The sequence below is a fragment of the Shewanella sp. SP2S2-6 genome, from assembly GCF_031931965.1.
Taxonomy (GTDB): Bacteria; Pseudomonadota; Gammaproteobacteria; order Enterobacterales; family Shewanellaceae; genus Shewanella; species Shewanella baltica.
This window is the reverse complement of the sequence record NZ_JAUOEQ010000023.1, coordinates 48,935-73,955: the sequence shown is the minus strand read 5'-3', so window position 1 is coordinate 73,955 and position 25,021 is coordinate 48,935. Positions and strand designations below refer to the sequence as shown.

The following is a 25,021-nucleotide window of genomic DNA, read 5'->3' as shown; positions in this document are numbered from 1 at the left end:
TTTTTTGTTTCTCGCACTCCTTATAAAAGAAGGGCTGAAACAAACTGTACATATTGCTATGAACACTCATTGTTACATTGATTTAAATTTTTGACTGCCAACCCGAAGGTTAAGCAGTTTCGATTAACTCAACACCTGTGAGTGTCCACACAGATTTCTTGTTTTATCTTGTTAAAGAGCAACTCAATATTCATAAGAGAACGTGAGTACCACACTGAGCGCTGAACGCTTCCAGTTGGCTAGGGCTGCGTATTCTACGCATTTCCCGTTTCGCGTCAAGGAGTTTTTGCAAACTTTCTCAACACTCATCAATTAGTAAACTCATCGATGAACTGTCACATTAGGCTGCTTAACGCTGTCTGCCGTGTCAGTGGATGCGCATTATAGGGAGATTGAGAAAGTGCGCAAGGGCTTTTTGTAGGAAAATAACGATTAATGGTTTAGACGTTTACTTATCAAACGATACGTATAAAAAAGGGGCTAAAAAGCCCCTTTGTCTCGATTAAGTCTGGCAATATTTATGAGTCTCACTCAATTAGATCATCATAAATACTGTTATCTATGGACTAAAGAAGCGAGATTCTTGCTCAACTTCGACTTCTTCACCGTCGATATGAGTTTTCACTTTTATCTCGATGTTAGTAACTGAACGAGAAAGCTCAACCGGATCAACCCCAACGCTAATGGGTAACGTTAATACTTCGCCACCCGCAATAGTGACCGAAGTCGGACCGTACCATTTATAGTTGTCCAATCCTTCGACACTCATAGTGTATTCATGGGATTGTTCTGTCTTATTAAGAATCTTCAAGGTGAATGTGTTTTCAATCAAACCTTGGTTGTTCTCTCTATAGAGCTGGTTACGATCACGAATGATGTCCATACGCACAGGTGCTATGGTCGCACTGGAGTATATGAAGACTAATATCATCGCCATCAATACCACACCATAACCGACAAGTTTAGGTCGCAGCACTTTTTGCTTTATACCCTCTAACTTGTTCTCAGTGGTATAGCTGATAAGCCCTTTCTCGTAACCCATACGATCCATAGTTTGGTCACAGGCATCGATACAAGCGCCGCAGTTAATGCACTCATATTGCAGACCGTTACGAATATCGATACCGGTAGGACATACCTGCACACATAAGTCACAGTCGATACAGTCGCCAAGGCCTAGCTCTTTTGGGTCATCTTTACGCGAACGCGGACCACGAGTCTCACCACGTTTAGTATCGTAACCTACGATAAAGGTATTCTTATCGAACATGGCCGCTTGGAAACGAGCATAAGGGCACATGTGGATACACATGATTTCACGCATCCAACCCGCATTACCGTATGTGGCAAGTGTAAAGAACACGACCCAGAAGTAGATACCGCCAGAAGCATTAAGCGTAAAGACGTCGACATAGACTTCACGGCTCGGCACGAAATAGGACACAAAGGTCATCGCCGTCATCAGTGAGAGCAATAGCCAAGCCGTATGTTTTGCCGTTTTACGCCAGAGTTTGTCAAAGCTCCATGGCATTTGATCTAACTTAATGCGTTTATTGCGTGCACCTTCAAGTTTTTCCTCGAACCAGATGAACATAAAGGTCCATACTGTTTGGGGGCAAGTGTATCCACACCAAACGCGGCCAAGATAGGTGGTCACAAAAAACAGCGCAAAGGCAGCTATCATAAACAACGCTGCGAGCAAGGTGAGATCCTGCGGCCAAATGGTTAAACCGAAGACGTGAAACTTTTGTTCGCCTAAGTTAAACCATACAGCTTGACGGTCGCCCCAAGGGATCCAAGGTAAAAGCAGGAAAAATAACATGGCAATCCAGCCCATGCGGCGACGTAAGCTACTCCACAAACCGTCTATGGCTCGGACATAAATCCGATTACGAGGGTTAAAGCGATCCGCTTTACTCGCATCTGGCTGGTGAATCTTAATTCGATTGGTTTTCGAATAGTCCTTGTTGTTAGATTCTGAGTTCATCGTTACAGCCTTTTACTGCTTTAATATTGGACGAAAACTAGCTTATTATACCCATATTCTTAATGGTTATTCACTTATGTTGGACTAAAAGATGAAAGGTTGGCTCATATTGGCGCTACTCGCAGGTGCTTTGTATTACTTATACACAGAAACAGATAAATTAGATGCTCCTATTGCAAAGACTGAGGCTATGGTCAAAAAAATAGAGAATAAAGTTGACTCTATGACGGGAACAAAAATCATAAAAATCGACCATAAACAGGCTAAGGTAAGAACCGACATCGTCGAGCGCTTATCAACATTAGAACTCGAAGCCTTTAATCAGATTCCAATGACACCCGAGTCTATTGCCGACTTTAAAGCTAACTATTGCGGCACTATGGCGCCAGAACATCCAGTGTTCAGCAAAGATAATCAGCTTTATCTCTGTGATCACCTCTAACCATCACCGACTCATAGGCAAACGGGATTTTGCTATATAGCGCTAAGCTTTAGGCTTAGGTGATTGACCTTATATATGATTCCGCCTAGCCTTTGAGGCATTACAGCACAAAGGCCTATGAATCATGACCCAACAAGTATCAGACATTTTTGATCCCACCCTATGGGATGAAGTCAGTGGATTTCAATTCGACGACATTACCTACCACAGAGCTAAAGCCCACGGCACAGTCCGCATTGCCATTAACCGCCCTGAGTGCCGCAACGCCTTCAGACCTAAAACCGTTGATGAGTTATTTATCGCACTCGATCATGCGCGCCAATGGTCTGATGTAGGTTGTGTACTGCTAACGGGTAACGGTCCTTCTGCAAAAGATGGTGGCTGGGCGTTCTGTTCGGGTGGCGATCAACGTATTCGCGGCAAAGATGGCTATAAATATGAAGGCGCCGAAGAAGGTAAAGCCGATCAAGCCAGAATGGGCCGCTTACATATATTAGAAGTGCAGCGCCAGATCCGCTTTATGCCTAAAGTGGTCATCGCCGTTGTGCCGGGTTGGGCGGTAGGTGGCGGCCATAGCTTACACGTAGTGTGCGACTTAACCTTAGCCTCGAAAGAACACGCGATATTTAAGCAGACTGATCCCGACGTAGCGAGCTTCGACTCAGGTTATGGCAGCGCTTATCTCGCCAAGATGATAGGTCAAAAACGTGCCCGCGAAATCTTCTTCTGTGGTTTTAACTACAGCGCCGATGAAGCCTTCGACATGGGTATGGTCAATAAATCCGTTCCCCATGTAGAGCTAGAAACCGAGGCATTAATGTGGGCCAAAGAGATTAACTCTAAGTCGCCTACGGCTATGCGTATGCTTAAATACGGTTTTAACATGACTGACGATGGTATGGTCGGCCAGCAATTATTCGCCGGTGAAGCGACGCGTTTAGCCTATGCGAGTGCCGAAGCGCAGGAAGGGCGCGATGCCTTCCTAGAGAAACGCGATCAAGATTTCTCCGCCTTCCCTTGGCATTACTAGTTTATTAGCAGCGCTTTAATTTACTGCTAACAGCCCAAAGCCCTCATGAGTGAGGGCTTTATGTTTTTTACAACGGATAAATAGATAAAACCGTTTAAACTAATCTGAAAACACGGCTTTTAATTTTAATGAGAATTGTTATCATCTAAGTATTCCCGCTGGGAGCCTATTTAGAGGACAAGATCATGACTAAGACACTTACTTTTGCCGTACTCCATTTTAGCGTCGCTTTTACCGTAACCTATTTATTAACCGGCAGCGTGATCGTCGGCGGCGCAGTGGCCTTAGTTGAACCCGCGATTAACACTGTAGTGTTTTACTTCCATGACAAAGTATGGAAACGCATTGAGGCAAAAAAGCAGCACGAGCTAGATGCCATTCCAGCATAGAAAGCTAAGCCACCAGCATTTGCTATTGCTGTAAGTTAATGGTCGTTTTGTCGTGAATCTAAATGAAAAAACCGCCAATAAAGGCGGTTTTTATTTAAATGCTTATATTTATTCTACTGTTACAGATTTTGCTAGGTTGCGTGGTTGATCCACGTCGGTACCTTTGATCAACGCAACATGGTACGACAATAGCTGTAGCGGAATAGTGTAAATCAGCGGCGCCATAAAGATATCGCAGTGTGGCACTGGGATCACTTTCATCGTGTCATCCGACTCGAACTCGGCATCCACGTCGGCAAACACGTACATTAATCCACCACGGGCACGCACTTCTTCGACATTCGATTTCAGTTTTTCGAGCAATTCATTGTTTGGCGCAACGACGATCACAGGCATATCGGCATCAATAAGCGCCAGTGGGCCGTGTTTTAATTCGCCAGAGGCATAGGCCTCAGCATGAATGTAAGAAATCTCTTTCAGCTTTAACGCGCCTTCCATCGCAATCGGGTATTGATCGCCACGGCCAAGGAATAACGCATGGTGTTTATCGGCAAAATCTTCAGCCAGTTCAGCAATCGCAGCATCTAGCCCTAAAGCTTGTTCTACTTTAGCTGGCATAGATTGTAAGCTTTGAGTGATGTCAGCCTGCATTTGCTCAGACATACCATTGTGGCGACCGATCACCGCAGTCAACATTAATAAGCCTGCAAGCTGAACTGTGAAGGCTTTTGTGGATGCCACGCCAATCTCGGCGCCCGCTTTCATCATGTAAGCCATATCAGATTCGCGAACCAGTGACGAACCTGGCGCATTACAAATCGTCAACGTGGCTTTGTAACCCATTTCTTTCGCTAAGCGCATGGCCGCTAAAGTATCAGCAGTTTCACCAGATTGTGAAATCGTGACTAATAAGCTATTTGGAAATAAGTGCGACTTGCGATAACGGAATTCAGAGGCAATTTCGACGTTACACGATACGCCAGCCCAATCTTCTAACCAGTAACGCGCCGCCATGCCCGCATGGTAGCTAGTGCCACAGGCGATGATTTGCACGTGTTTGATATCTTTTAAGAACTCAGCAGCGTTATCACCAAAGGCTGTATCTAATACTTGCTTGTTTGCGATACGGCCTTCGATAGTGCGCGTCAGTGCCAATGGCTGCTCGTAAATCTCTTTAAGCATGTAGTGGCGATATTCGCCCTTATCACCAGCATCGTGGGTAATTTCAGATTCTTTGACTTCACGCTCAACGGCATTACCGTTTAAGTCGAAAATACTCACGCTGCGACGGGTTACTTCGGCCACATCACCTTCTTCTAAGAAGGCGAATGAACGAGTCACAGGCAAGAGTGCCAGTTGATCCGAGGCGACAAAGTTTTCACCTAGACCAAAACCAATCACTAAAGGACTACCTGAGCGAGCCACAACCAAGCGCTCGCTGTCGCGGCGATCTATTACCACTGTGCCATAGGCGCCTTCGAGTTGCTTAACTGTGGCTTGTACGGCAGAAAGTAAAGTGCTGTTAGTTTTCAGCTCATGGTGTACTAAGTGACAAATCACTTCAGTATCGGTATCTGAGCTAAATTTATAGCCTAAACCTTTTAGCATCTCGCGCAGTTTATTGTGGTTTTCAATAATGCCGTTGTGCACCACCGCGATATCACCTTCCGATAAATGCGGGTGAGCATTACGCTCACTCGGTTCACCGTGGGTCGCCCAGCGAGTGTGCGCGATACCGGTTCCGCCCGCTAATGGGTCAGTTTCAAGCGCTGCTGAAAGCTCTTGTACTTTGCCAACGCGGCGCGTGCGATTGAGTTCACCATTGTGAATAACGGCAACGCCTGCGGAGTCATATCCGCGATATTCTAAGCGGCGTAAGCCTTCTACTAGAATTTCAGCCACATCCCTTTGCGCCACAGCGCCTACGATTCCACACATAGTCTTTACCTATAAATTAAAAATGAAGTTGTTAAGTTATTTTCACTCACTATTGAGCGTAGGGCGCTAGCATGACTCGCACGCCCTGATCTGAAATTTGTTTTAGCGCGCTCTCGTCGATACGATCGTCGGTGACCAACACACTGACTTTGGCCCACGGCAACTCTAAGTTAGGGATCCGCTTGCCGATTTTGTCTGAATCCACCATCACTATCACTTCGCGGGACACTTCGGCCATGACTTTGCTTAGACCAGTTAACTCGTTAAAGGTAGTGGTGCCGCGTTCAAGATCAATACCATCGGCACCGATAAACAGTTGGTCGAAGTTATATGAGCGCAACACTTGCTCGGCGACTTGACCTTGAAAGGATTCAGAATGCGGATCCCAAGTACCACCGGTCATCAATAAGGTTGGCTCGTTTTCAAGTTCATGGATGGCATTGGCAAGGTGCAATGCATTCGTCATGACCACCAGCCCACGCTTATCGTTCAGCTGTTCAATCAAGCCAGAAGTCGTAGTGCCGCTATCGATAATGATGCGATTGTGATCTTTGATCAGCTGCGCGGCGGTTTTCGCAATAGACAGCTTATTAGGCGCGATTTTGGCAGAAAACTGTTGGGTCACTTCGTCAGGAATCGCCACAGCGCCACCGTAACGGCGCAGTAGCAGGCCCGTTTTCTCAAGCGCAGCCAGATCTTTGCGAATCGTCACTTCTGAGGTTTCAAAACGTAACGACAGTTCATCAACACTCACTTCACCCTGTTCGTTCAATATGGTGATTATGCTGTGGCGACGCTGCTGTGTGTTTCGTTTGTTCATAAAACCTTTCAGGTAAGTTTCGATTCGAAAGATGCATTATAGTGAAACGAAACTTTTTTGCTAGTATTCGAAACACTGTTTCGCATGTTCCGGCGTATTTTTTATCGTTCTGTAATAATGAACTTAAACATCAGCCAATAAAAAAAGCCGCTTATCCTTTAAGGACAAGCGGCTTTAAATGAATTTAAAACCTAATAAATTTAGAACTTAGCTTCGACGGCAACACTAAAGTTACGGCCTTGGCCGATAGTCACCATCTTATCGCTGCCACCGTCTAAATATTCAGTATCGAATAGGTTTCTGACGTTGGCACGAAGGCTCACATCTTTACCCATGATATCCATAGTGTAGGCTGCACCTATATCGAAGCGCACATAGCCGCCTTTAGTAATGCTGTTATCTTTATCGGCGAAGCGATCACCCACATAAATGGCACCAAAGTTCATAGCAAAGTTATCAGTCACTTCATAACGGGTCCAGATATTCGCCGACCATTCAGGCGCATCGACAGGTGTTTTACCATCTAAGATTTTCCCATCGATCTTGCCAGCACCCGTTTTATATTCGGCATCTAAATACATCATAGAAGAAGTCACAAACCAGCTTTCACCTAACTGACCTTGGGCACCAACTTCAAAACCGCGGTGATGCTGCTCGCCACCTTGAGTAGTAATAGTTTTCTTGCCATCACTCGTTTCGGGAATATCTTGCTCTATGGTGACATTAGAAACCGTAATATCAAAAAGTGCTGCTGTTAACAGTAGGCTGTCATCAAACAACTCCCACTTAGTCCCTAATTCATATTGAGTACCGTATTCAGGCTTAAGGTTATCTCCTTCATTTACATCTTCTGAACTTGTCACTGAACCCTGTGGTGTAAAGCTTTTTGAATAATTAATGTAAATACTGCCATTAGCCATTGGCGAATAAATCACCCCAAACTTAGGCGACACGGCATAGCTGTTCCCACCTATAGCGTCTTTCTTCTGTTCGTCGTAACGTACGCCAGCGAGCAACTTCCATTGTTCGTTAAGCGTCATTAAATCCTGCAGGTAGAAACCGTAATACTTATAGGTACTCGCATTGCCTTTGGGTTTTGTGTGGTAATCGAGAGCAGGTTGAATAACTGGTTGCCCAGGAATAACCGTTTGAGCTGCCCCACGGTGAATTTGTTGCTGATAGAAATAATCGAGATAGTTAGCCCCAATCAGCAGTTGATGCTGCATTCCCGCCAACGCAAATTCACCGGTGAAATCGGCATAAGCGGTTTTATGCTGCCAATCATCGTAACGATCGAAGGGTTTAATCTTATAACCATCCTTGAATGGATCTTCGGAGCCTTCAATCAAACTTGGCGCAGAATCAAAACGTTGGCGATTAAACTGCTGATCGTTATAACCCGCTTTGACTTTCCAGTTGTCACTCATATGCCAAGTCAGATCGGCACCTAAGTTTGACACTGTATTGTCAGTAAAGGCCCAAGGCGCATCCCAAACGGTTTTACGTTCGCCAATGACATTACCTTGTTTATCTAACCAACCACCCGCATCGATACCCGCTTTATCTTGGGTATGGTCGTATTTAACCGACAGTAACAAATCGTCGCTTAGGTCAAATTCCATGTTGAGATAACCTAACCAGCGATCGCGCTCTTGGTTCTCATCATTAGCGGAATACTCACGCCAGTATTTTGTATCTTGCTTCACTAACACACCGCGGTAACGAATACTTTGTGCTTCGTTTAAACTGCCACCCGCATCGAGCTGTGCACGGGTAGAACCGTAGCCATCGGTATCAAAACCTAAGTTAAGCATTGAATCATAGGTTGGTTTCTTAGTGACCATATTCACTAAACCACCAGGGCCAGATTGACCATACAACATGCTCGAAGGGCCTTTTAACACTTCGACTTGCTGCAGGGTTTCGATGGGTTGTACGTAATGGGACCATTGCTGATGGCCATTGATGAGATAACCATTACCAGAATCTAACTCGAAGCCACGGATGCTAAAAACTTGGCGGTTCCAACGCTGGGTTCCTGCAGTGATAGAGGAATCATTAACTAACACTTCAGCGAGGTTAGTCGCCAGCTGTTCGTCCGTGACAAAATCGGGGATCACATTAACTGATTGTGGGGTATCCATTAAGTCGATATCACCGCGCATGGCGCCTGATGCTGTACCCACTTTATAATCGTTAAAAGTGCGGCCGGTGACATTAATGCGCTCGATATTCGCGTCGCTAGCCACCTCTGCCAACACAGGCATAGCCATTAATGCCGAACCTACGGCCAAACCTAAAACTGAATATTTAAATAACATTGCCAACACCTCAAGTAGACCTTTCGTCTTAGAATTGCAGGCAATATAAATGAGAAGTGTTTTTATTTAATCTTCTTTACACGAATTTACAATTAGCTGTGATATAGATCTAAATCTGTTTAAAACCAATAGATTGCAAATACCACAACAGGATTAAATCAACCTTAATTACGTGGTTTTTATTGTTTTTCATCTGAATTAAACGAATCGAATTTCCAACCATCTGACTAAATATAAAAGCGGCACATGGCCGCTTTATAGATACTCAGTTGAGTTAAATAAACTACTTTTTAATTTTGACTGGACGTTGCCAACCCGTCAGGTGTTTTTGTTTAACACGGGTAATGACTAACTCATTTTCACCCACATCACGGGTAATGGTTGAGCCAGCGCCTAAGGTAGCGCCTTTACCAATAGTGACAGGTGCCACCAGCTGAGTGTCCGAGCCAACAAAAACATTATCTTCGATAACGGTAAGATGCTTATTCGCGCCATCATAATTACAAGTAATAGTGCCAGCGCCGATATTAACGCCATCACCTATAATAGCATCACCTAAATAGGCTAAGTGTCCAGCCTTAGAACCCACGCCGATAACCGCTTTTTTTACTTCAACAAAGTTACCAATGTGCGCATCTTGCTTAAGCTCTGCGCCGGGACGTAAGCGCGCAAATGGACCAGCACTGGCAGCAACACCAAGCTTAGCGCCTTCGATAATAGAGTAAGGTTTGATCTCAGCGTTATCGGCAATCTCACAATCGATTAAAATCGCGCCAGCGCCAATAGTGACATTATTACCTAAGGTCACTTTGCCTTCGAATATCACGTTGATATCGATCATCACATCCATACCGACGGTGACGTCACCACGGATATCGATACGGCTTGGGTCGCGCAGGTTCGCTCCCGCCAACATCAGTTTTTCGGCTTCACGGGCTTGGTAAGCGCGTTCAAGTTGCGCCAGTTGCACGCGGTTATTAGCGCCTTCCACTTCAATCGCAGATTGTGGTTGGGCAGTATCAATAGCAACACCATCAGCGTTCGCCATGGCAATAATATCCGTTAGATAATATTCGCCTTGGGCATTGTTGTTGGATAAACGGCTCAACCAAGCTTTAAGTTGTTTACCTGGAACGGCCATGATGCCGGTATTGATTTCGTTGATCAGTAGCTGCTCTGCTGTAGCATCTTTCTGCTCAATAATACCAACGACTTTCCCTTGTTCTTGACCTTCACAAGGAGTACGGACGATACGACCATAACCCATAGGATTGGCTAAATTAACAGTTAAGATGGCCACGCCATTTTCAGGACGGGCAGCGAGTAAGGCTTCAAGGGTTGATTGTTGAATAAGCGGCACATCGCCATAAAGAATGAGCACAGTATCATTGTTAGCAATATGCGGGCTCGCTTGCGCAACAGCATGGCCCGTGCCTAATTGCTCAGCTTGCAATACCCAGTTGAGCTGTTGCTCACCTAAGCTGGCTTGTAGCTTGTCAGCACCATAACCGTAGACTAACTGAATCGCGTCACTACCCACTTTATGGGCGGTATCGATGACATGTTGCACCATGCTCTTGTGGGCGATGGGATGTAATACCTTAGGAAGATCAGAACGCATCCGTGTTCCCTTGCCAGCCGCTAAGATCACTACATTTAATGCCATTACCATATCCTTGAACAAATACCCAAGAGGGTGAAAAAATTACGGTCGATTTTGTGGCGCAATTTTAACGGAAAGCACATCGAAAAGCGAAGCGGATAGTGAGAAGAAATCAAATACACACGACAGCAAACGTTTATCCAAATTTCAGCCACAAAAAAGGCGACCTTATGGTCGCCTTTTTTCACAAACAATAACCTTATCTGGCAATGTTTTTCTTGATGGTTTCAACAACACGTAATTGAGCCATAGCCTTAGCTAGTTCAACCATAGCCGCGTCATAATTGAAGTCAGCACCTGCATTTGCCATATGGGCTTCTGCACGACGCTTAGCTTCTAATGCCGCTTGCTCATCAATATCTTTGGCACGCATAACCACATCAGCCAATACGGAAACAGTAGAAGGTTGTACTTCCAGAATACCACCTGAAAGGTAAAACACTTCTTCACTGCCGTCTTGCTTGACGATGCGCGCCATGCCAGGTTTGATATAACTCAGCAAAGGAGCATGGCCATGCATTATGCCCAACTCACCTTCTGAACCAGTCACTTGCAGCGAAGCTACACGACCAGAGAAGATTTTGCTCTCTGCACTTACTATATCAAGATGTACTGTCATGGCTGCCATCCCGTTCTCCTTAAGAAACTAAATATTGCTACTTAGTTATTTCTTTTTGTTCGCTTTCTCGATGACTTCATCGATTGAGCCAACCATGTAGAACGCTTGTTCTGGCAGGTGATCAAACTCACCGTTCAAAATACCCTTAAAGCCACGGATAGTGTCTTTCAGAGAAACGTACTTACCAGGAGATCCAGTAAAGACTTCTGCTACGAAGAAAGGCTGAGATAAGAAACGCTCAATCTTACGAGCACGGAATACAGTTGTTTTGTCTTCATCAGACAATTCATCCATACCCAGAATCGCAATAATGTCTTTCAGCTCTTTGTAACGTTGCAGTACAGTTTGCACGCCGTTAGCAACATCATAATGCTCTTGGCCAACAACCAATGGATCTAATTGACGTGAAGTCGAATCCAATGGGTCAACCGCTGGGTAAATACCCAGAGAAGCAATTTGACGTGACAGTACAACAGTCGCATCTAAGTGAGCGAAGGTTGTTGCTGGTGACGGATCGGTCAAGTCATCCGCAGGTACGTATACCGCTTGTACAGAGGTAATAGAACCAGTCTTAGTTGAAGTGATACGTTCTTGCAGAACGCCCATCTCTTCAGCCAATGTTGGTTGATAACCTACCGCAGAAGGCATACGACCTAACAGTGCAGATACTTCAGTACCGGCCAAGGTATAACGGTAGATGTTGTCAACGAACAACAGTACGTCACGACCTTCGTCACGGAACTTCTCTGCCATAGTTAGACCAGACAGTGCAACGCGCAAACGGTTACCTGGAGGCTCGTTCATCTGACCATAAACCATGGCCACTTTGTCGAGAACGCCAGAATCTTTCATCTCGTAGTAGAAGTCGTTACCTTCACGAGTACGTTCACCTACACCGGCGAATACAGAAAGACCCGAGTGGGCTTTAGCGATGTTGTTAATCAGTTCCATCATGTTAACTGTTTTACCAACACCCGCACCACCGAACAAACCAACTTTACCGCCCTTAGCGAATGGACAAACAAGGTCAATAACCTTGATACCAGTCTCTAATAGTTCAGTAGAGCTTGATTGATCTTCGTATGAAGGAGCTGTACGGTGAATAACATAACGCTCTTCTTCACCGATTGGACCCGCTTCATCAATAGGCTCGCCTAATACGTTCATGATACGGCCAAGAGTGGCGGTACCAACAGGAACAGTAATAGGTGAACCTGAGTTTACTACTTCAAGACCACGACGCAGACCGTCAGAAGAACCCATAGCGATGGTACGAACTACACCACCACCTAGCTGTTGCTGAACTTCCAGCACCAGACCATTACAGGAACCTTCACCTACGATCTTCAGAGCGTCATATACTTGAGGTACGGCATCTTGTGGAAACTCTACGTCCACAACCGCGCCAATCACTTGGACAACAGTACCTGTGCTCATGATTAATCCTCTAAAACTTGTATTCGTTACCTAACCTAAACCGCAGAGGCACCAGAAACAATTTCCGACAGTTCCTGCGTAATCGCAGCCTGACGGGCTTTGTTATAGACCAATTGCAAGTCGTTAATCAGCTCACCAGCGTTGTCAGTTGCCGACTTCATCGCCACCATACGGGCAGCTTGTTCAGAGGCAATGTTTTCAACAACACCTTGGTAAACCTGAGATTCTACATAACGAACCAATAAGGTATCCAAAAGTGCTTTTGGATCTGGCTCGTAGATATAATCCCAACGATGAGCAATTTCATCATCTTCTGATTTAGGCAAAGGTAGCAGCTGCTCGATCACAGGAGTCTGCGTCATAGTATTCACAAATTTGTTAAATACCACGTACAGACGATCCAGCTTGCCTTCGTTGTAAGCTTCTAGCATGACACCGACTGTCCCGATCAAGTCAGCGAGCTTTGGAGCATCGCCTAAACCTGAAGCGTGAGCAGACACTTGTCCACCGAAGCTTTTGAAAAACTGCACACTACGTGCGCCAATTGGGCAAAATTCAAATTCTGCACCTTGGGCTTTCCAGCTTTTCACGTCTGCGACAACCTTCTTGAAAAGGTTAACGTTCAGACCACCACAAAGGCCACGGTCGGTTGCTACAACAATGTAACCAACCCGCTTAGCCTCTCTCACCTCCAAATAGGGGTGTTTATACTCGAGAGAACCTTGCGCTACGTGACCGATCACCTTACGCATGCTTTCCGCATATGGACGGCTCGCAGCCATGCGTTCCTGCGCTCTGCGCATTTTGCTGGCTGCCACCATTTCCATGGCGGACGTGATCTTCTGAGTGTTTTTCACACTCGCGATCTTGGTTTTAATCTCTTTAGCGCCGGCCATCTCTACTCTCCAATCTGGACCTGAGGTGTCTTAAGACACCTCTATCATTGTTACCAGGTTTGGGTTGCTACGAACTTGTCGAGGCCAGCTTTTAATTCAGCTTCGATATCAGCGCTATAATCGCCAGTATCATTGATAAGCTTCATTAAAGGAGCATGCTCGCTGTTCATGAACGAGAGCAGAGCGGCTTCGAAATTACCGACCTTGTTCAGCTCAACACTCTTCAGGTAACCTTTTTCAGCTGAGAAAATAGACACAGCTTGAGCGGCTACGCTCATTGGAGCATATTGCTTTTGCTTCATCAGTTCGGTAACACGCACACCATGCTCAAGTTGAGCACGTGTTGCATCGTCAAGATCAGATGCAAATTGCGAGAACGCAGCAAGCTCACGATACTGTGCTAGTGCGGTACGAATACCACCAGACAGTTTCTTGATGATCTTAGTCTGAGCCGCACCACCAACACGAGAAACAGAAATACCTGGGTTAACCGCTGGACGTAGGCCAGAGTTAAACAGATCGGTCTCAAGGAAGATCTGACCATCGGTAATAGAAATTACGTTGGTCGGTACGAATGCAGAAACGTCACCCGCTTGCGTTTCAATAATTGGCAACGCGGTTAAAGAACCGGTTTTGCCAGTTACTGCACCTTTAGTGAACTTCTCTACATAAATCGCGTTAACGCGTGATGCACGCTCTAGTAAACGTGAGTGTAGATAGAATACGTCACCTGGGTAAGCTTCACGGCCTGGTGGACGCTTGAGCAGTAACGAAATTTGACGATAAGCAACTGCTTGCTTAGACAAATCATCGTATACGATCAAAGAATCTTCACCGCGGTCACGGAAGTATTCACCCATAGAACAACCAGAATATGGCGCTAAGTATTGCAGAGCAGCAGCTTCAGAAGCCGTTGCAACAACAACGATAGTGTTAGCTAACGCACCGTGTTCTTCTAGCTTGCGTACTACGTTTGCGATAGTAGAAGCCTTTTGGCCAATCGCAACGTACACACATTTAATGCCAGAATTTTTCTGGTTGATAATTGCGTCGATCGCCATAGCTGTTTTACCAGTTTGACGGTCGCCAATGATCAATTCACGTTGACCACGACCGATAGGGATCATGGCATCAACGGCTTTATAACCAGTTTGAACTGGTTGATCAACAGACTGACGTTCAATAACACCTGGTGCGATAACTTCAATTGGCGAGTAACCATCGTTATCGATAGGTCCTTTTCCGTCAATTGGCTCACCTAGAGTGTTAACAACGCGGCCAAGAAGACCGCGGCCAACTGGAACTTCCAGAATACGGCCAGTCGTTTTCACTTTTACGCCTTCTGCTAAATCAGCATAAGGACCCATTACTACGGCACCGACAGAATCACGTTCAAGGTTCAACGCGATTGCAAAACGGTTACCAGGCAGTTCGATCATCTCACCTTGCATCACGTCGGCTAGGCCGTGGATGCGGATGATGCCGTCACTTACCGCAACGATAGTACCTTCGTTACGAGATTCGCTAACGACTTCGAACTGCTCGATCCGCTGCTTAATCAGATCGCTGATTTCAGTGGAATTCAGTTGCATGCTCAAACTCCCAATTACGACTGCAGCTTATCAGACAGACGCGATAACTTACCGCGGACCGAGCCATCGATGACTAGGTCTCCTGTCTTAATGATTACACCGGCGATGAGCGCGGCGTCAGTGCTACAATTCAGCTTAACTTTGCGTGCGAGACGTTTCTCTAAAGAAATACTAATCTGCTGTTGTTGTTCAGAGCTCAGCTCAGTTGCAGAAACCACATCGGCTTCCACTTCTTTTGCCCACTCATTACGGTATTCAGTAAATAACTGAGATACAGCAGGTAGTACCTTTAAGCGACCGTTTTCAGCCATTACCTTTATCAGGTTCTGACCTTGCACATTGACTTGCTCACCACACACACTAATAAAGAGTGCTGCGAGCTTAGTGCTGGCTAAAGAGCCAGCTAACAGTGGTTGCATGGTTTCGTTTTCACTCACCAATGCGGCAAACGTAAGCATTTCTGCCCATGAATCCACTGCATCTTGTTCAATAGCAAAGTCAAAAGCTGCCTTTGCGTAAGGGCGAGCGATGGTGGTTAATTCAGCCATAACTCAACTCCCTTATCAAATTTCAGCGACTAGTTTATTAACTATGTCACTGTGGGCGGCTGGATCAATAGAACGCTCAAGGATCTTCTCAGCACCCATGATGGCAAGAGTAGCAACCTGCTTACGCAGATCCTCTTTGACGCGATTACGTTCAGCTTCAATTTCTGCTTTACCCTGAGCGATGATTTTAGCACGCTCAGCGTCTGCTTCGGTTTTGGCTTCTTCAACTATTTGAGCTTTACGCTTGTTAGCTTGCTCAATAATTTCATTAGCCGTTACCTTGGCTTCTTTTAGTTGGTCAGTCGCTTTCGCTTGTGCCAACTCCAGGTCTTTTACCGCACGATCAGCATCAGCTAGACCGTCAGCAATCCTTTTTTGGCGCTCTTCGATGGCATTCATCAAAGGGGGCCATACAAACTTCATGCAAAACCACACGAAGATGATAAAGGCGACCGTCTGACCGATTAGGGTAGCGTTGAAATTCACAACAGCCTCCTATTTAGAGTTAAGACAGAAGCGTTTTTTACAGCATTGCACCCAGTGGGTTGGTAAACAGCATAAATAATGCGATACCAACACCGATCATAGTTACGGCGTCAAGAAGACCCGCTACGATGAACATTTTAACTTGTAGCATAGGAGCCATTTCTGGTTGACGCGCAGCGCCTTCCAAGAACTTGCCGCCTAATAAGCCGAAACCGATTGCAGTACCAAGAGCACCCATACCAATCAGCAGAGCAACAGCGATAGCTGTCATGCCTAAAATCGTTTCCATCTGTATCTCCAGTATCTAAATCTGTATTAGTTGATGATTTAGTTTAAAATTTCTTCAGCAATCCTTAATGATCTTCATGCGCCATGCTTAAATAAACAATGGTCAACATCATGAAGATAAACGCTTGCAGTGTGATAACCAAAATGTGGAATATTAACCAACCCAGTTGTAGAGTCACACCTAGGGAAGATAATAACAAGTTGGTACCATACATCAGCGCAATAAGGATGAAGATCAACTCACCTGCGTACAAATTACCAAAGAGTCGCAATGCCAATGAAATTGGCTTAGCTATCAAAGTAACTGTCTCTAATAGGAGGTTGACGGGTATCATTGCCTTATGGTTAAAGGGCTGTAGTGTCAGTTCTTTAACAAACCCAGACACACCTTTGACCTTAATGCTGTAGAAAATAATCAGCACGAACACACCAATAGCTAAGCTAAAGGTAATGTTAACGTCAGTCGTCGGAACCGCTTTAAGATATGGAATACCCATTAAACTTGCTGCGTGAGGCAGCCAATCTACCGGGATCATATCCATGAAGTTCATCATGAATACCCATACAAAAATGGTCAGAGCTAAAGGTGCGATCAGAGCATTGCGACCATGAAAACTTTCTTTCACGCTGTTATTTACGAACTCAACGATCATCTCAACAAAACATTGCAGTTTGCCAGGAACACCGGAAGTCGCTTTTTTACCAACGCTGCGGAAAATCCACAGGAACAGAACACCAAGACCAACCGAAAAGAACAACGAATCAATGTGCCATGTCCAAAAGCCTTCACCAACACTTAAGTTGGTAAGGTGATGTTGGATATAGCCCTGCGGTGTTAACGCTTCACCAGTTGCAGCCATGATTCATCCCACTTAACTTTGCTTGAAGTATAAAGGAGCTGTCCAATGCACGATTAGCGTCAGCACATAACAAACAAAAAGCGGCATAAAAGCGACCTTAATATTGATAAATACAAACGAAAACATTGCGATGGTTAACAGCAACTTTACCGCTTCCCCCCAGTAAAAAGTCTTTATGACTTTTGCAGCTGAACTTGCTCCCGTGTGGGAGAAAGCGAGGGTTGCGAATACAAAATTAGGGAGCACAGCGATTGAACCACCTGCTAACGCAGAATAGCCAAACTGAACTCCCCACACGGCGAAAAAGAGAATTGAAGCACCCCCAGCGACCGCCGCCTGCATCATCACCAATTTATAGGCTGACCACCGGCCACGACGCGCTAAAACCTTACTCAATTCATCCTCTCCGCATTCATACTTTTTGTTTCGATGACCGGATGACAAATACCCGTATTTATGTCGATGCACAAAAAGCTTGCGAAAGTATACCTTTTCACGCCTTCATTGCAACTTTGAGATAAGGAAAAACAACACTTTTAACGTGATCTAGCGCCAAACGAGTTAAAATGTAAGATTAGCATCTGTCACAAATTTACATTAAAAACTGTTAATCTACAGACATTAATGAATTTTACTAAGAATTCCGTCTAATTCAGCCAGATTCTGATAGTTAATTACAATTTTACCTGTGCCCTTACTGCTATGAGCGATAGAAACCTTGGCACCTAATCTTTCAATTAACTGCTGCTCTAAACGACAAACATCTTGATCTTTAGTCGTAGTTTCGGCTTGTTTAGGCGGATTTAAGGTTTGATTAATTAATCGTTCAGTTTCGCGAACGGTTAATTCCTTAGCGGCCACTAATCTCGCAAGATTTGTTTGTTCTTCTCCCTCAATTGCTAACAAAGCGCGAGCATGACCCATATCGATGTCGCCATACTCGAGTAGACGTTTTACTGGCTCATTTAAGCCGTTTAAACGTAACAAGTTAGATACACTCGCTCTGGATTTTCCCACAACATCGGCAACCTGTTGGTGAGTCAGTTCAAATTCTTGCATTAAACGTTGTAATGCTATGGCTTCTTCCATGGCATTTAAATCTTCACGCTGGATGTTTTCAATCAAAGCGATAGCAACGGCGGCCTCATCGGGTACTTGTTTGACTATGCAGGGAATTTTATTTAAGCCAGCAAGTTGAGAAGCACGCCAGCGACGTTCACCCGCAATGATCTCATACATGTCGTTTGCCACTTGTCTTACAACGATGGGCTGAATAATGCCTTGGTTGCGGATAGAATGCGCCAGTTCTTCCAACGCTTCGGGAGACATGTCTTTACGAGGTTGATACTTACCCGGTTGTAATAAGTCTAAATCGAGATGGATAAGCTCTTCTTTTTTATCGACAACATTAGCTTCGTCAGTGTGTTTTTTACTGGCGGCATGGCTGTTACTCAGTAGGGCATCTAACCCTTTGCCTAATCCTCTTTTCTTTAACGTCATGGTGATCCTTTACGCTTGCTTAGCCTGAGTTTGTTGTTCTGAACGACGGATCATTTCACCCGCAAGCGCTAGATACGCCTTAGCGCCGGCACTCGATTTATCGTAATACATAGCAGGCGCACCAAAACTTGGCGCCTCAGCCAGCCTCACATTACGTGGGATCACAGTACGATATACCTTGTCACCAAAATGCTGTTTTAGCTGATCGGACACATCATTAGATAAACGATTACGCGGATCGTACATAGTGCGTAAAATGCCTTCAATGCCAAGCCCTGGGTTAACCATAGCGGCAAGTTTAGTGATGGTATCAATCAGCGCCGTTAAGCCTTCTAGGGCATAGTATTCGCACTGCATAGGCACGAGCACAGAGTCAGCCGCTGACATAGCGTTCACAGTCAACATGTTCAATGAAGGAGGGCAGTCGATAAAGATATAATCATATTGATCTTTTATCGGTGCGAGCGCGTTACGCAAACGGATCTCACGCGCAAAAAACTCCATCAGTTTGATCTCTGCCGCTGTCACATCACCGTTACTGGCGATCAGATCATACTTACCCGCAGTGTTTTTAATGACGATCTCGTCGAAGGTTTTTTCTTCGACCAATAATTCGTAGGCCGTATTTTCGACCTCGTATTTATCGACACCACTACCCATAGTGGCATTACCTTGGGGATCGAGATCGATCAATAATACTTTACGTTTTGTTGCTGCTAACGAAGCGGCGAGGTTAACGCAAGTAGTTGTTTTTCCTACGCCACCTTTCTGGTTAGCCACGGCAATCACTTTACCCACAATATCACCCTGTATGTAAATGCTGGTTTATTGCCCTTACTTAAAAATGATTTATTCATCACTTTTAAGCCTGTTATTCTTTGATTATTTTCAATAAATGTCTTTGTTCATCGAGTTTAGGTACCTTAAGTTCGATGACTTCTTTCACTGCAAATCCACTTGGAATATGTTGCATTTCTTCATCATTTAACTGGCCTTTAAGCGCATAAAACTGCCCATGTTCGGCGGGTAAATGATGGCACCAAGTGAGCATATCTTGGATTGAAGCAAATGCACGACTTAATACGCCGTCGAATTTTTGCTCAGGTTGATAAGCTTCTACGCGGCTTTCAACTGAGCTGATGTTATGAATGCCTAATTCAAAGGACACTTGTTTTTGAAAACGAATGCGTTTACCTAAGCTGTCCAATAACACAAATTGTTTATCGGGATTCATAATCGCTAACGGGATCCCAGGTAAACCGGGTCCTGTGCCTACATCGATAAAACGTTCACCTTGTAGATGTTTTGAAACTACTAAGCTGTCCATGATATGGCGGATCAACATGGCTTCGGGATCTCTCACCGATGTCAGGTTATAGGCTTTATTCCATTTGTTGAGCATGCCAACAAAATCAATTAGTTGTTTTTTTTGCTCGGCGGTTGCGGGCAAATTAATTTCGGCTAAATAAGCCTCTAACTGGGCAGATAACACTGAGCAACCTCAACAAAGATACGATTATGAACGCGAAGGCTATTATGAAGCCCGAAAACGATGAAGGGAAGCCTGAATGCTTCCCTTCTATGACCTAAGCAGCGATTAAGCTAGCTTTTACGCACTCTTACGTAATAAGCCACGCTTTTTAAGGTGAACCAACAAAATTGAAATAGCCGCAGGGGTAATACCAGAGATCCGTGACGCTTGGCCTATAGTTTCTGGTTTGTGGTTATTTAACTTAGCAATCACTTCGTTCGACAAGCCCGGTACTTCTTTGTAATCGAGCGTCAAAGGTAAACCTGTGTTCTCATTACGCACGGCTTTGTTGATCTCTTCCTGCTGGCGTTGAATATAACCAGAGTACTTCACTTGGATCTGAACTTGTTCAGCTGCTTGTGGATCTTCAAGCCCAGGACCAAAACCTTCAATCTGCATTAACTTGCTGTAATCCATTTCTGGACGACGCAGTAACTCTTCAAATGACGCTTCGCGCGAGATCGGCGTATTCAAATGTGGATTCAACGCATGGATCAAAGGTGAATTTGGATGCACCCATTGGCCACGCAGTCTTTGCAGTTCAAGTTCAATGGATTCTAACTTCTCACTAAATGCTGCCCAGCGAGCGTCGTCGACTAAACCGAGTTCGCGACCTTTTGCCGTTAAGCGAATGTCGGCGTTATCTTCACGGAGTAACAAACGGTATTCGGCACGGCTAGTAAACATGCGGTACGGTTCTTTGGTACCCAGAGTCGACAGATCGTCAACCAGTACTCCAAGATACGCTTCATCGCGACGTGGACACCAAGCTTCTTTGCCTTGCACTTGCAAAGACGCATTCATGCCCGCTAATAAACCTTGAGCACCGGCTTCTTCATAACCTGTAGTACCGTTTATTTGGCCAGCAAAGAATAACCCGTTGATCGTTTTGGTTTCTAGTGAGTTTTTCAGATCCCTTGGATCGAAATAATCATATTCGATCGCATAACCTGGACGCATGATTTCTGCGTTTTCCATGCCCTTGATCGAACGTACTAAATTCAGCTGTACATCGAAAGGTAAGCTGGTCGAGATCCCGTTAGGGTAGATCTCATTGGTATTTAACCCTTCTGGTTCGATAAAGATCTGATGCGAAGATTTATCTGCAAAGCGATGGATCTTGTCTTCAATCGATGGGCAATAACGCGGGCCAATACCCTCGATTACGCCTGAATACATTGGGCTTCTGTCTAAACCACCCCGAATAATTTCATGGGTTTTTTCATTGGTATGAGTGATCCAGCAAGAAATTTGTTTTGGATGATGACTGACATCGCCCATAAACGACATCACAGGTAACGGAGAATCACCTTTTTGTTCAGCCATTTGAGAAAAATCGATCGTGTTTGCATCGATACGTGGCGGGGTACCGGTTTTTAAACGGCCAACACGGATCGGTAACTCACGTAAACGATTGGCTAAGGCAATGGCTGGTGGATCGCCTGCACGGCCACCGCTGTAGTTCTCTAACCCTATGTGGATTTTGCCGCTTAAGAATGTGCCTGTTGTTAACACAACGGCTGGAGATTCAAAGGCTAATCCCATTTGAGTCACTACGCCAACGACTTGATGATTTTCAACAATTAAGTCATCAACTGCCTGCTGGAAAATACGTAAATTAGGTTGGTTTTGTAATATGTTTTGGATCTTTTGACGATACAAGGCACGGTCAGCTTGTGCACGTGTTGCTCGTACGGCTGGGCCTTTGCTTGAATTCAAGGTTCTAAATTGGATCCCTGCATAATCGGTTGCGATCGCCATTGAACCACCTAAGGCGTCAATTTCTTTCACTAGGTGGCCTTTGCCTATGCCACCGATCGCTGGATTACATGACATTTGTCCTAACGTATCGATATTGTGCGTTAGTAATAATGTTTTTGATCCCATTCTTGCTGCTGCCAACGCGGCTTCAGTTCCGGCATGACCACCACCAACAACAATTACATCAAACCGTTCATGAAAATGCATGCCACTACCTTCAATTGCTAAGAGACTCAGTACGAGCCGAGTATTTTAGCATTTGCTTTGCCCTAGGTGAATGATCATTTTACGCTGTTCGATCGAGATGATCCGGACTAATAGATCTTAAGATCTTTATATAGATCTTCTTATTATGTTTACTATTATGATCGCGTTTTTCTGTGCATAACCCAAATTCAGTATATAAATCATTAATTAGCGCGATCCTGATCCTGTGATCTGATCGCGATCTAACGCCATTAAACATGGGGATAGATCGCCTACTTATCCACAGGGTGGATCATTAAGCAGATCGGAGTGTGAATAGTACAGAGGTTGATCAGATCTAAATAATAGCTTATCCACATGTTTATACTTTAAATAAGTAAAGTGTGGATAAATAGGATCTAAACTGTACATAGATCGCGACCTTATCCCATATGCGATCTTAAATCTCCTGTTGCCATTGTGCTAACCATGCAAGGGCTGGGTCTTCTGGCACGGGATCAAGCTGTACATCGATCTGGATCTTATCCACAAAGGCTTTAGCATCGCAGTCTTGAATGGCTGAAATTAATTTTTCAGGGCCTTGGCAAAAGGTGTCGTAACTTGAGTCGCCAATTGCACATAAGGCAAAGTTCACTTGGCTGAGATCCGGTTTTTGCTCGGTAATTTCATTGAAAAAGGGCTGGATATTATCTGGAAGATCACCTGCGCCGTGGGTAGATGACACGATAATCCACAGTGCATGGGTGTCGATTTCACACAGAGTTGGGGTTAAATGCACTTGAACTTGGTGCCCTTGATCCGTTAATTGCGCCATCATTTCGTCGGCGACATACTCTGCACTGCCCAATGTTGTGCCGACTATTACTTCAATCTTTGCCATTATGATTTCTCAGTGTGTTGTTGTTTTTAAAACAAATTTCAATTAAATAGATAGCTCAATGGCTATTATTATGTTCATCATAAAGGAAATGTGGATCGGACCACAGAAGCAATACGTGATTTTTGCAGTTTTTGCATCCTTTATATAATGTTGGTTTGGCTTACATGTTACCTTTAGCTTCTTGATACAAAATTAATATATTTACCAATTTAATTTCATTTTAAATCAAATAATTATAATAGGATGTTCTATGACAACACCCGTAAATGCGCCCCAGTGGCCACGGCAAATTCCTTACATCATCGCCAGTGAAGCTTGTGAACGTTTTAGCTTTTACGGTATGCGGAATATTCTTACCCCATTCTTGATGACAGCACTTTTGTTGTCTATTCCAGAAGAACTACGTGGAACTATGGCTAAGGATGTGTTCCATTCCTTTGTCATTGGAGTGTACTTTTTCCCATTACTCGGTGGTTGGATTGCTGATCGTTTTTTCGGTAAATACAATACTATCTTATGGTTAAGCTTAATTTACTGTGCTGGTCATGCGTTTCTCGCTATTTTTGAACACAGTATTCAAGGGTTTTATACGGGATTATTTTTAATTGCACTTGGATCGGGTGGTATTAAGCCCTTGGTTTCTTCCTTTATGGGAGATCAATTTGATCAAACCAATAAAACATTGGCGCAGAAAGCGTTTGATCTGTTTTATTTTACGATTAATTTTGGCTCCTTCTTTGCCTCGTTATCTATGCCATTACTATTGAAATATTATGGTGCTGCGGTCGCATTTGGGATCCCTGGTGTCTTGATGTTTATTGCAACTGTGTTCTTCTGGTTAGGTCGCAAACGTTATGTGCATATGCCACCCGAGCCGAAAAATCCCCATGGTTTTTTACCCGTTATTCGTACCGCATTGCTCACTAAAATCGCTGGCCAAGCCAACATAGGTTTAGTGTTAGCTTTAGTTGGGATCATTTCTGCAGCGTATGCCTTAGTCAATATTCCAACCTTAGGTATCGTTGCTGGTTTGTGCTGTGCGTTAGTGCTTGTGATGGGATTTGTTGGCGCTGGGGCTTCATTGCAACTCGAACGGGCTAGGGGGATCCATCCGGATATCGCCGTTGATGGGGTGCGTTCAGTACTACGGATCTTAATCTTATTTGCGTTAGTGACTCCCTTTTGGTCTTTGTTCGATCAGAAAGCGTCCACTTGGATATTGCAAGCCAATGACATGTCAAAACCGGCATGGTTTGAACCTGCCATGATGCAAGCGTTAAACCCATTATTAGTTATGTTACTGATCCCATTTAATAACTTTGTGTTATATCCGGCGATTGAGCGCATGGGGGTAAAGTTAACTGCTTTGCGTAAAATGGGGGCTGGGATTGCCATCACGGGAGTGAGTTGGATTGTCGTTGGTAGCATTCAATTGGTGATGGATGGCGGCTCAGCATTATCAATATTTTGGCAGATTGTGCCCTATGCTTTGCTCACCTTTGGTGAAGTATTAGTTTCAGCCACAGGGCTAGAGTTTGCCTACAGTCAAGCGCCTAAAGCTATGAAAGGCACTATCATGAGTTTTTGGACCTTATCTGTGACTGTCGGTAACTTATGGGTGTTATTGGCGAACGTCAGTGTGAAAAGTCCAGCGGTGACCGAACAAATTGCCCAGACAGGGATCAGCATTACCGCATTTCAGATGTTTTTCTTCGCAGGTTTTGCCATCTTGGCTGCATTGATATTTGCGCTTTATGCAAGGTCCTATCAAATGCAAGATCATTACCGCCACGTCGAATCATGAAGATGGATGGAAATATTCGGTT

At 44.7% G+C, this 25,021-nt stretch carries 23 protein-coding genes; 4 read left to right on the top strand and 19 right to left on the bottom strand.

Features of this window, described 5'->3' with window-relative positions; all coding sequences use genetic code 11:
- Nucleotides 1-559 precede the first annotated feature (559 nt).
- Complete coding sequence (ccoG, locus tag Q4Q57_RS15395; RefSeq protein WP_107950071.1) at nucleotides 560-1,987, bottom strand: cytochrome c oxidase accessory protein CcoG; 1,428 nt, start codon at nucleotides 1,985-1,987, stop codon at nucleotides 560-562.
- 91 nt (nucleotides 1,988-2,078) lie between these two features.
- On the opposite strand from ccoG, the gene Q4Q57_RS15390 reads away from it, so the two are divergent.
- From Q4Q57_RS15390 to Q4Q57_RS15380, 3 genes are all read left to right on the top strand, one after another.
- Nucleotides 2,079-2,429, top strand: coding sequence for a hypothetical protein (locus Q4Q57_RS15390; protein ID WP_311891292.1), 351 nt, complete (start codon nucleotides 2,079-2,081; stop codon nucleotides 2,427-2,429).
- Between the two features lie 124 nt (nucleotides 2,430-2,553).
- Entirely contained in the window at nucleotides 2,554-3,459 is a 906-nt protein-coding gene (locus tag Q4Q57_RS15385) for a 1,4-dihydroxy-2-naphthoyl-CoA synthase (RefSeq protein WP_311891291.1), read from the top strand.
- 185 nt (nucleotides 3,460-3,644) lie between these two features.
- Entirely contained in the window at nucleotides 3,645-3,848 is a 204-nt protein-coding gene (locus tag Q4Q57_RS15380) for a DUF2061 domain-containing protein (RefSeq protein ID WP_006079349.1), read from the top strand.
- Nucleotides 3,849-3,956: 108 nt separating this feature from the next.
- On the opposite strand, the gene glmS is transcribed toward Q4Q57_RS15380, so the two are convergent.
- The 18 genes from glmS to mioC form a co-directional block, all read right to left on the bottom strand.
- On the bottom strand, nucleotides 3,957-5,786 hold the full coding sequence (gene glmS, locus Q4Q57_RS15375; protein ID WP_006079348.1) for a glutamine--fructose-6-phosphate transaminase (isomerizing): 1,830 nt from the start codon (nucleotides 5,784-5,786) through the stop codon (nucleotides 3,957-3,959).
- Nucleotides 5,787-5,835: 49 nt separating this feature from the next.
- Nucleotides 5,836-6,606, bottom strand: coding sequence for a DeoR/GlpR family DNA-binding transcription regulator (locus Q4Q57_RS15370; protein WP_012090670.1), 771 nt, complete (start codon nucleotides 6,604-6,606; stop codon nucleotides 5,836-5,838).
- Nucleotides 6,607-6,806: 200 nt separating this feature from the next.
- Nucleotides 6,807-8,927: a TonB-dependent receptor gene (locus Q4Q57_RS15365; RefSeq protein WP_311891290.1), complete on the bottom strand. Its 2,121-nt coding sequence runs from the start codon at nucleotides 8,925-8,927 to the stop codon at nucleotides 6,807-6,809.
- A gap of 283 nt (nucleotides 8,928-9,210) precedes the next feature.
- Nucleotides 9,211-10,593, bottom strand: coding sequence for a bifunctional UDP-N-acetylglucosamine diphosphorylase/glucosamine-1-phosphate N-acetyltransferase GlmU (glmU, locus tag Q4Q57_RS15360; RefSeq protein ID WP_259561449.1), 1,383 nt, complete (start codon nucleotides 10,591-10,593; stop codon nucleotides 9,211-9,213).
- 196 nt (nucleotides 10,594-10,789) lie between these two features.
- Nucleotides 10,790-11,218 carry a F0F1 ATP synthase subunit epsilon gene (locus Q4Q57_RS15355; RefSeq protein ID WP_006083846.1) on the bottom strand — a complete coding sequence of 143 codons (429 nt, stop codon included), beginning with the start codon at nucleotides 11,216-11,218 and terminating at the stop codon, nucleotides 10,790-10,792.
- A 36-nt stretch (nucleotides 11,219-11,254) separates the two neighbouring features.
- Nucleotides 11,255-12,646 (bottom strand): F0F1 ATP synthase subunit beta, encoded by a 1,392-nt coding sequence (gene atpD / locus Q4Q57_RS15350; RefSeq protein WP_311891289.1) that lies wholly within the window; start codon nucleotides 12,644-12,646, stop codon nucleotides 11,255-11,257.
- A 35-nt stretch (nucleotides 12,647-12,681) separates the two neighbouring features.
- Nucleotides 12,682-13,542 carry a F0F1 ATP synthase subunit gamma gene (gene atpG / locus Q4Q57_RS15345; RefSeq protein ID WP_106648794.1) on the bottom strand — a complete coding sequence of 287 codons (861 nt, stop codon included), beginning with the start codon at nucleotides 13,540-13,542 and terminating at the stop codon, nucleotides 12,682-12,684.
- Nucleotides 13,543-13,592: 50 nt separating this feature from the next.
- A complete protein-coding gene (gene atpA / locus Q4Q57_RS15340) occupies nucleotides 13,593-15,134 on the bottom strand; it encodes a F0F1 ATP synthase subunit alpha (protein ID WP_006083843.1) in 1,542 nt (513 codons plus the stop codon).
- A 14-nt stretch (nucleotides 15,135-15,148) separates the two neighbouring features.
- A complete protein-coding gene (atpH, locus tag Q4Q57_RS15335) occupies nucleotides 15,149-15,682 on the bottom strand; it encodes a F0F1 ATP synthase subunit delta (protein ID WP_006083842.1) in 534 nt (177 codons plus the stop codon).
- A 15-nt stretch (nucleotides 15,683-15,697) separates the two neighbouring features.
- Nucleotides 15,698-16,168: a F0F1 ATP synthase subunit B gene (gene atpF / locus Q4Q57_RS15330; protein ID WP_006083841.1), complete on the bottom strand. Its 471-nt coding sequence runs from the start codon at nucleotides 16,166-16,168 to the stop codon at nucleotides 15,698-15,700.
- A 37-nt stretch (nucleotides 16,169-16,205) separates the two neighbouring features.
- Nucleotides 16,206-16,457 carry a F0F1 ATP synthase subunit C gene (gene atpE / locus Q4Q57_RS15325; RefSeq protein ID WP_006083840.1) on the bottom strand — a complete coding sequence of 84 codons (252 nt, stop codon included), beginning with the start codon at nucleotides 16,455-16,457 and terminating at the stop codon, nucleotides 16,206-16,208.
- A gap of 64 nt (nucleotides 16,458-16,521) precedes the next feature.
- Entirely contained in the window at nucleotides 16,522-17,316 is a 795-nt protein-coding gene (gene atpB, locus Q4Q57_RS15320; RefSeq protein ID WP_106648792.1) for a F0F1 ATP synthase subunit A, read from the bottom strand.
- A 12-nt stretch (nucleotides 17,317-17,328) separates the two neighbouring features.
- Nucleotides 17,329-17,712, bottom strand: a complete 384-nt coding sequence (locus Q4Q57_RS15315; RefSeq protein ID WP_126493379.1) for an ATP synthase subunit I — start codon at nucleotides 17,710-17,712, stop codon at nucleotides 17,329-17,331.
- Between the two features lie 225 nt (nucleotides 17,713-17,937).
- Nucleotides 17,938-18,816 (bottom strand): ParB/RepB/Spo0J family partition protein, encoded by an 879-nt coding sequence (locus tag Q4Q57_RS15310; RefSeq protein WP_006084765.1) that lies wholly within the window; start codon nucleotides 18,814-18,816, stop codon nucleotides 17,938-17,940.
- A gap of 9 nt (nucleotides 18,817-18,825) precedes the next feature.
- Complete coding sequence (locus Q4Q57_RS15305) at nucleotides 18,826-19,614, bottom strand: ParA family protein (RefSeq protein ID WP_006083836.1); 789 nt, start codon at nucleotides 19,612-19,614, stop codon at nucleotides 18,826-18,828.
- A gap of 73 nt (nucleotides 19,615-19,687) precedes the next feature.
- The gene (rsmG, locus tag Q4Q57_RS15300; protein WP_006083835.1) at nucleotides 19,688-20,308 is read right to left on the bottom strand and encodes a 16S rRNA (guanine(527)-N(7))-methyltransferase RsmG; all 621 of its coding nucleotides are present in this window, start codon (nucleotides 20,306-20,308) and stop codon (nucleotides 19,688-19,690) included.
- A 117-nt stretch (nucleotides 20,309-20,425) separates the two neighbouring features.
- Nucleotides 20,426-22,315 (bottom strand): tRNA uridine-5-carboxymethylaminomethyl(34) synthesis enzyme MnmG, encoded by a 1,890-nt coding sequence (gene mnmG / locus Q4Q57_RS15295; protein ID WP_311891288.1) that lies wholly within the window; start codon nucleotides 22,313-22,315, stop codon nucleotides 20,426-20,428.
- Nucleotides 22,316-22,754: 439 nt separating this feature from the next.
- Nucleotides 22,755-23,195, bottom strand: a complete 441-nt coding sequence (mioC, locus tag Q4Q57_RS15290; protein WP_006083832.1) for an FMN-binding protein MioC — start codon at nucleotides 23,193-23,195, stop codon at nucleotides 22,755-22,757.
- A 250-nt stretch (nucleotides 23,196-23,445) separates the two neighbouring features.
- Here mioC and Q4Q57_RS15285 point away from each other — a divergent pair, with 250 nt between their 5' ends.
- The gene (locus Q4Q57_RS15285; protein WP_311891287.1) at nucleotides 23,446-24,999 is read left to right on the top strand and encodes an oligopeptide:H+ symporter; all 1,554 of its coding nucleotides are present in this window, start codon (nucleotides 23,446-23,448) and stop codon (nucleotides 24,997-24,999) included.
- The last annotated feature ends 22 nt before the right edge of the window (nucleotides 25,000-25,021 follow it).

What these genes read in the sequence shown, in the direction of transcription:
- glmU (WP_259561449.1), bottom strand. Translation starts at nt 10,593, where the DNA reads ATGGCATTAAATGTAGTGATCTTAGCGGCTGGCAAGGGAACACGGATG.
- atpE (WP_006083840.1), bottom strand. Translation starts at nt 16,457, where the DNA reads ATGGAAACGATTTTAGGCATGACAGCTATCGCTGTTGCTCTGCTGATT.
- mnmG (WP_311891288.1), bottom strand. Translation starts at nt 22,315, where the DNA reads ATGCATTTTCATGAACGGTTTGATGTAATTGTTGTTGGTGGTGGTCAT.
- Q4Q57_RS15390 (WP_311891292.1), top strand. Translation starts at nt 2,079, where the DNA reads ATGAAAGGTTGGCTCATATTGGCGCTACTCGCAGGTGCTTTGTATTAC.
- glmS (WP_006079348.1), bottom strand. Translation starts at nt 5,786, where the DNA reads ATGTGTGGAATCGTAGGCGCTGTGGCGCAAAGGGATGTGGCTGAAATT.
- Q4Q57_RS15385 (WP_311891291.1), top strand. Translation starts at nt 2,554, where the DNA reads ATGACCCAACAAGTATCAGACATTTTTGATCCCACCCTATGGGATGAA.
- Q4Q57_RS15380 (WP_006079349.1), top strand. Translation starts at nt 3,645, where the DNA reads ATGACTAAGACACTTACTTTTGCCGTACTCCATTTTAGCGTCGCTTTT.
- atpB (WP_106648792.1), bottom strand. Translation starts at nt 17,316, where the DNA reads ATGGCTGCAACTGGTGAAGCGTTAACACCGCAGGGCTATATCCAACAT.
- atpA (WP_006083843.1), bottom strand. Translation starts at nt 15,134, where the DNA reads ATGCAACTGAATTCCACTGAAATCAGCGATCTGATTAAGCAGCGGATC.
- Q4Q57_RS15355 (WP_006083846.1), bottom strand. Translation starts at nt 11,218, where the DNA reads ATGGCAGCCATGACAGTACATCTTGATATAGTAAGTGCAGAGAGCAAA.
- Q4Q57_RS15310 (WP_006084765.1), bottom strand. Translation starts at nt 18,816, where the DNA reads ATGACGTTAAAGAAAAGAGGATTAGGCAAAGGGTTAGATGCCCTACTG.
- Q4Q57_RS15370 (WP_012090670.1), bottom strand. Translation starts at nt 6,606, where the DNA reads ATGAACAAACGAAACACACAGCAGCGTCGCCACAGCATAATCACCATA.
- atpH (WP_006083842.1), bottom strand. Translation starts at nt 15,682, where the DNA reads ATGGCTGAATTAACCACCATCGCTCGCCCTTACGCAAAGGCAGCTTTT.
- Q4Q57_RS15285 (WP_311891287.1), top strand. Translation starts at nt 23,446, where the DNA reads ATGACAACACCCGTAAATGCGCCCCAGTGGCCACGGCAAATTCCTTAC.
- Q4Q57_RS15365 (WP_311891290.1), bottom strand. Translation starts at nt 8,927, where the DNA reads ATGTTATTTAAATATTCAGTTTTAGGTTTGGCCGTAGGTTCGGCATTA.
- atpG (WP_106648794.1), bottom strand. Translation starts at nt 13,542, where the DNA reads ATGGCCGGCGCTAAAGAGATTAAAACCAAGATCGCGAGTGTGAAAAAC.
- atpD (WP_311891289.1), bottom strand. Translation starts at nt 12,646, where the DNA reads ATGAGCACAGGTACTGTTGTCCAAGTGATTGGCGCGGTTGTGGACGTA.
- ccoG (WP_107950071.1), bottom strand. Translation starts at nt 1,987, where the DNA reads ATGAACTCAGAATCTAACAACAAGGACTATTCGAAAACCAATCGAATT.
- mioC (WP_006083832.1), bottom strand. Translation starts at nt 23,195, where the DNA reads ATGGCAAAGATTGAAGTAATAGTCGGCACAACATTGGGCAGTGCAGAG.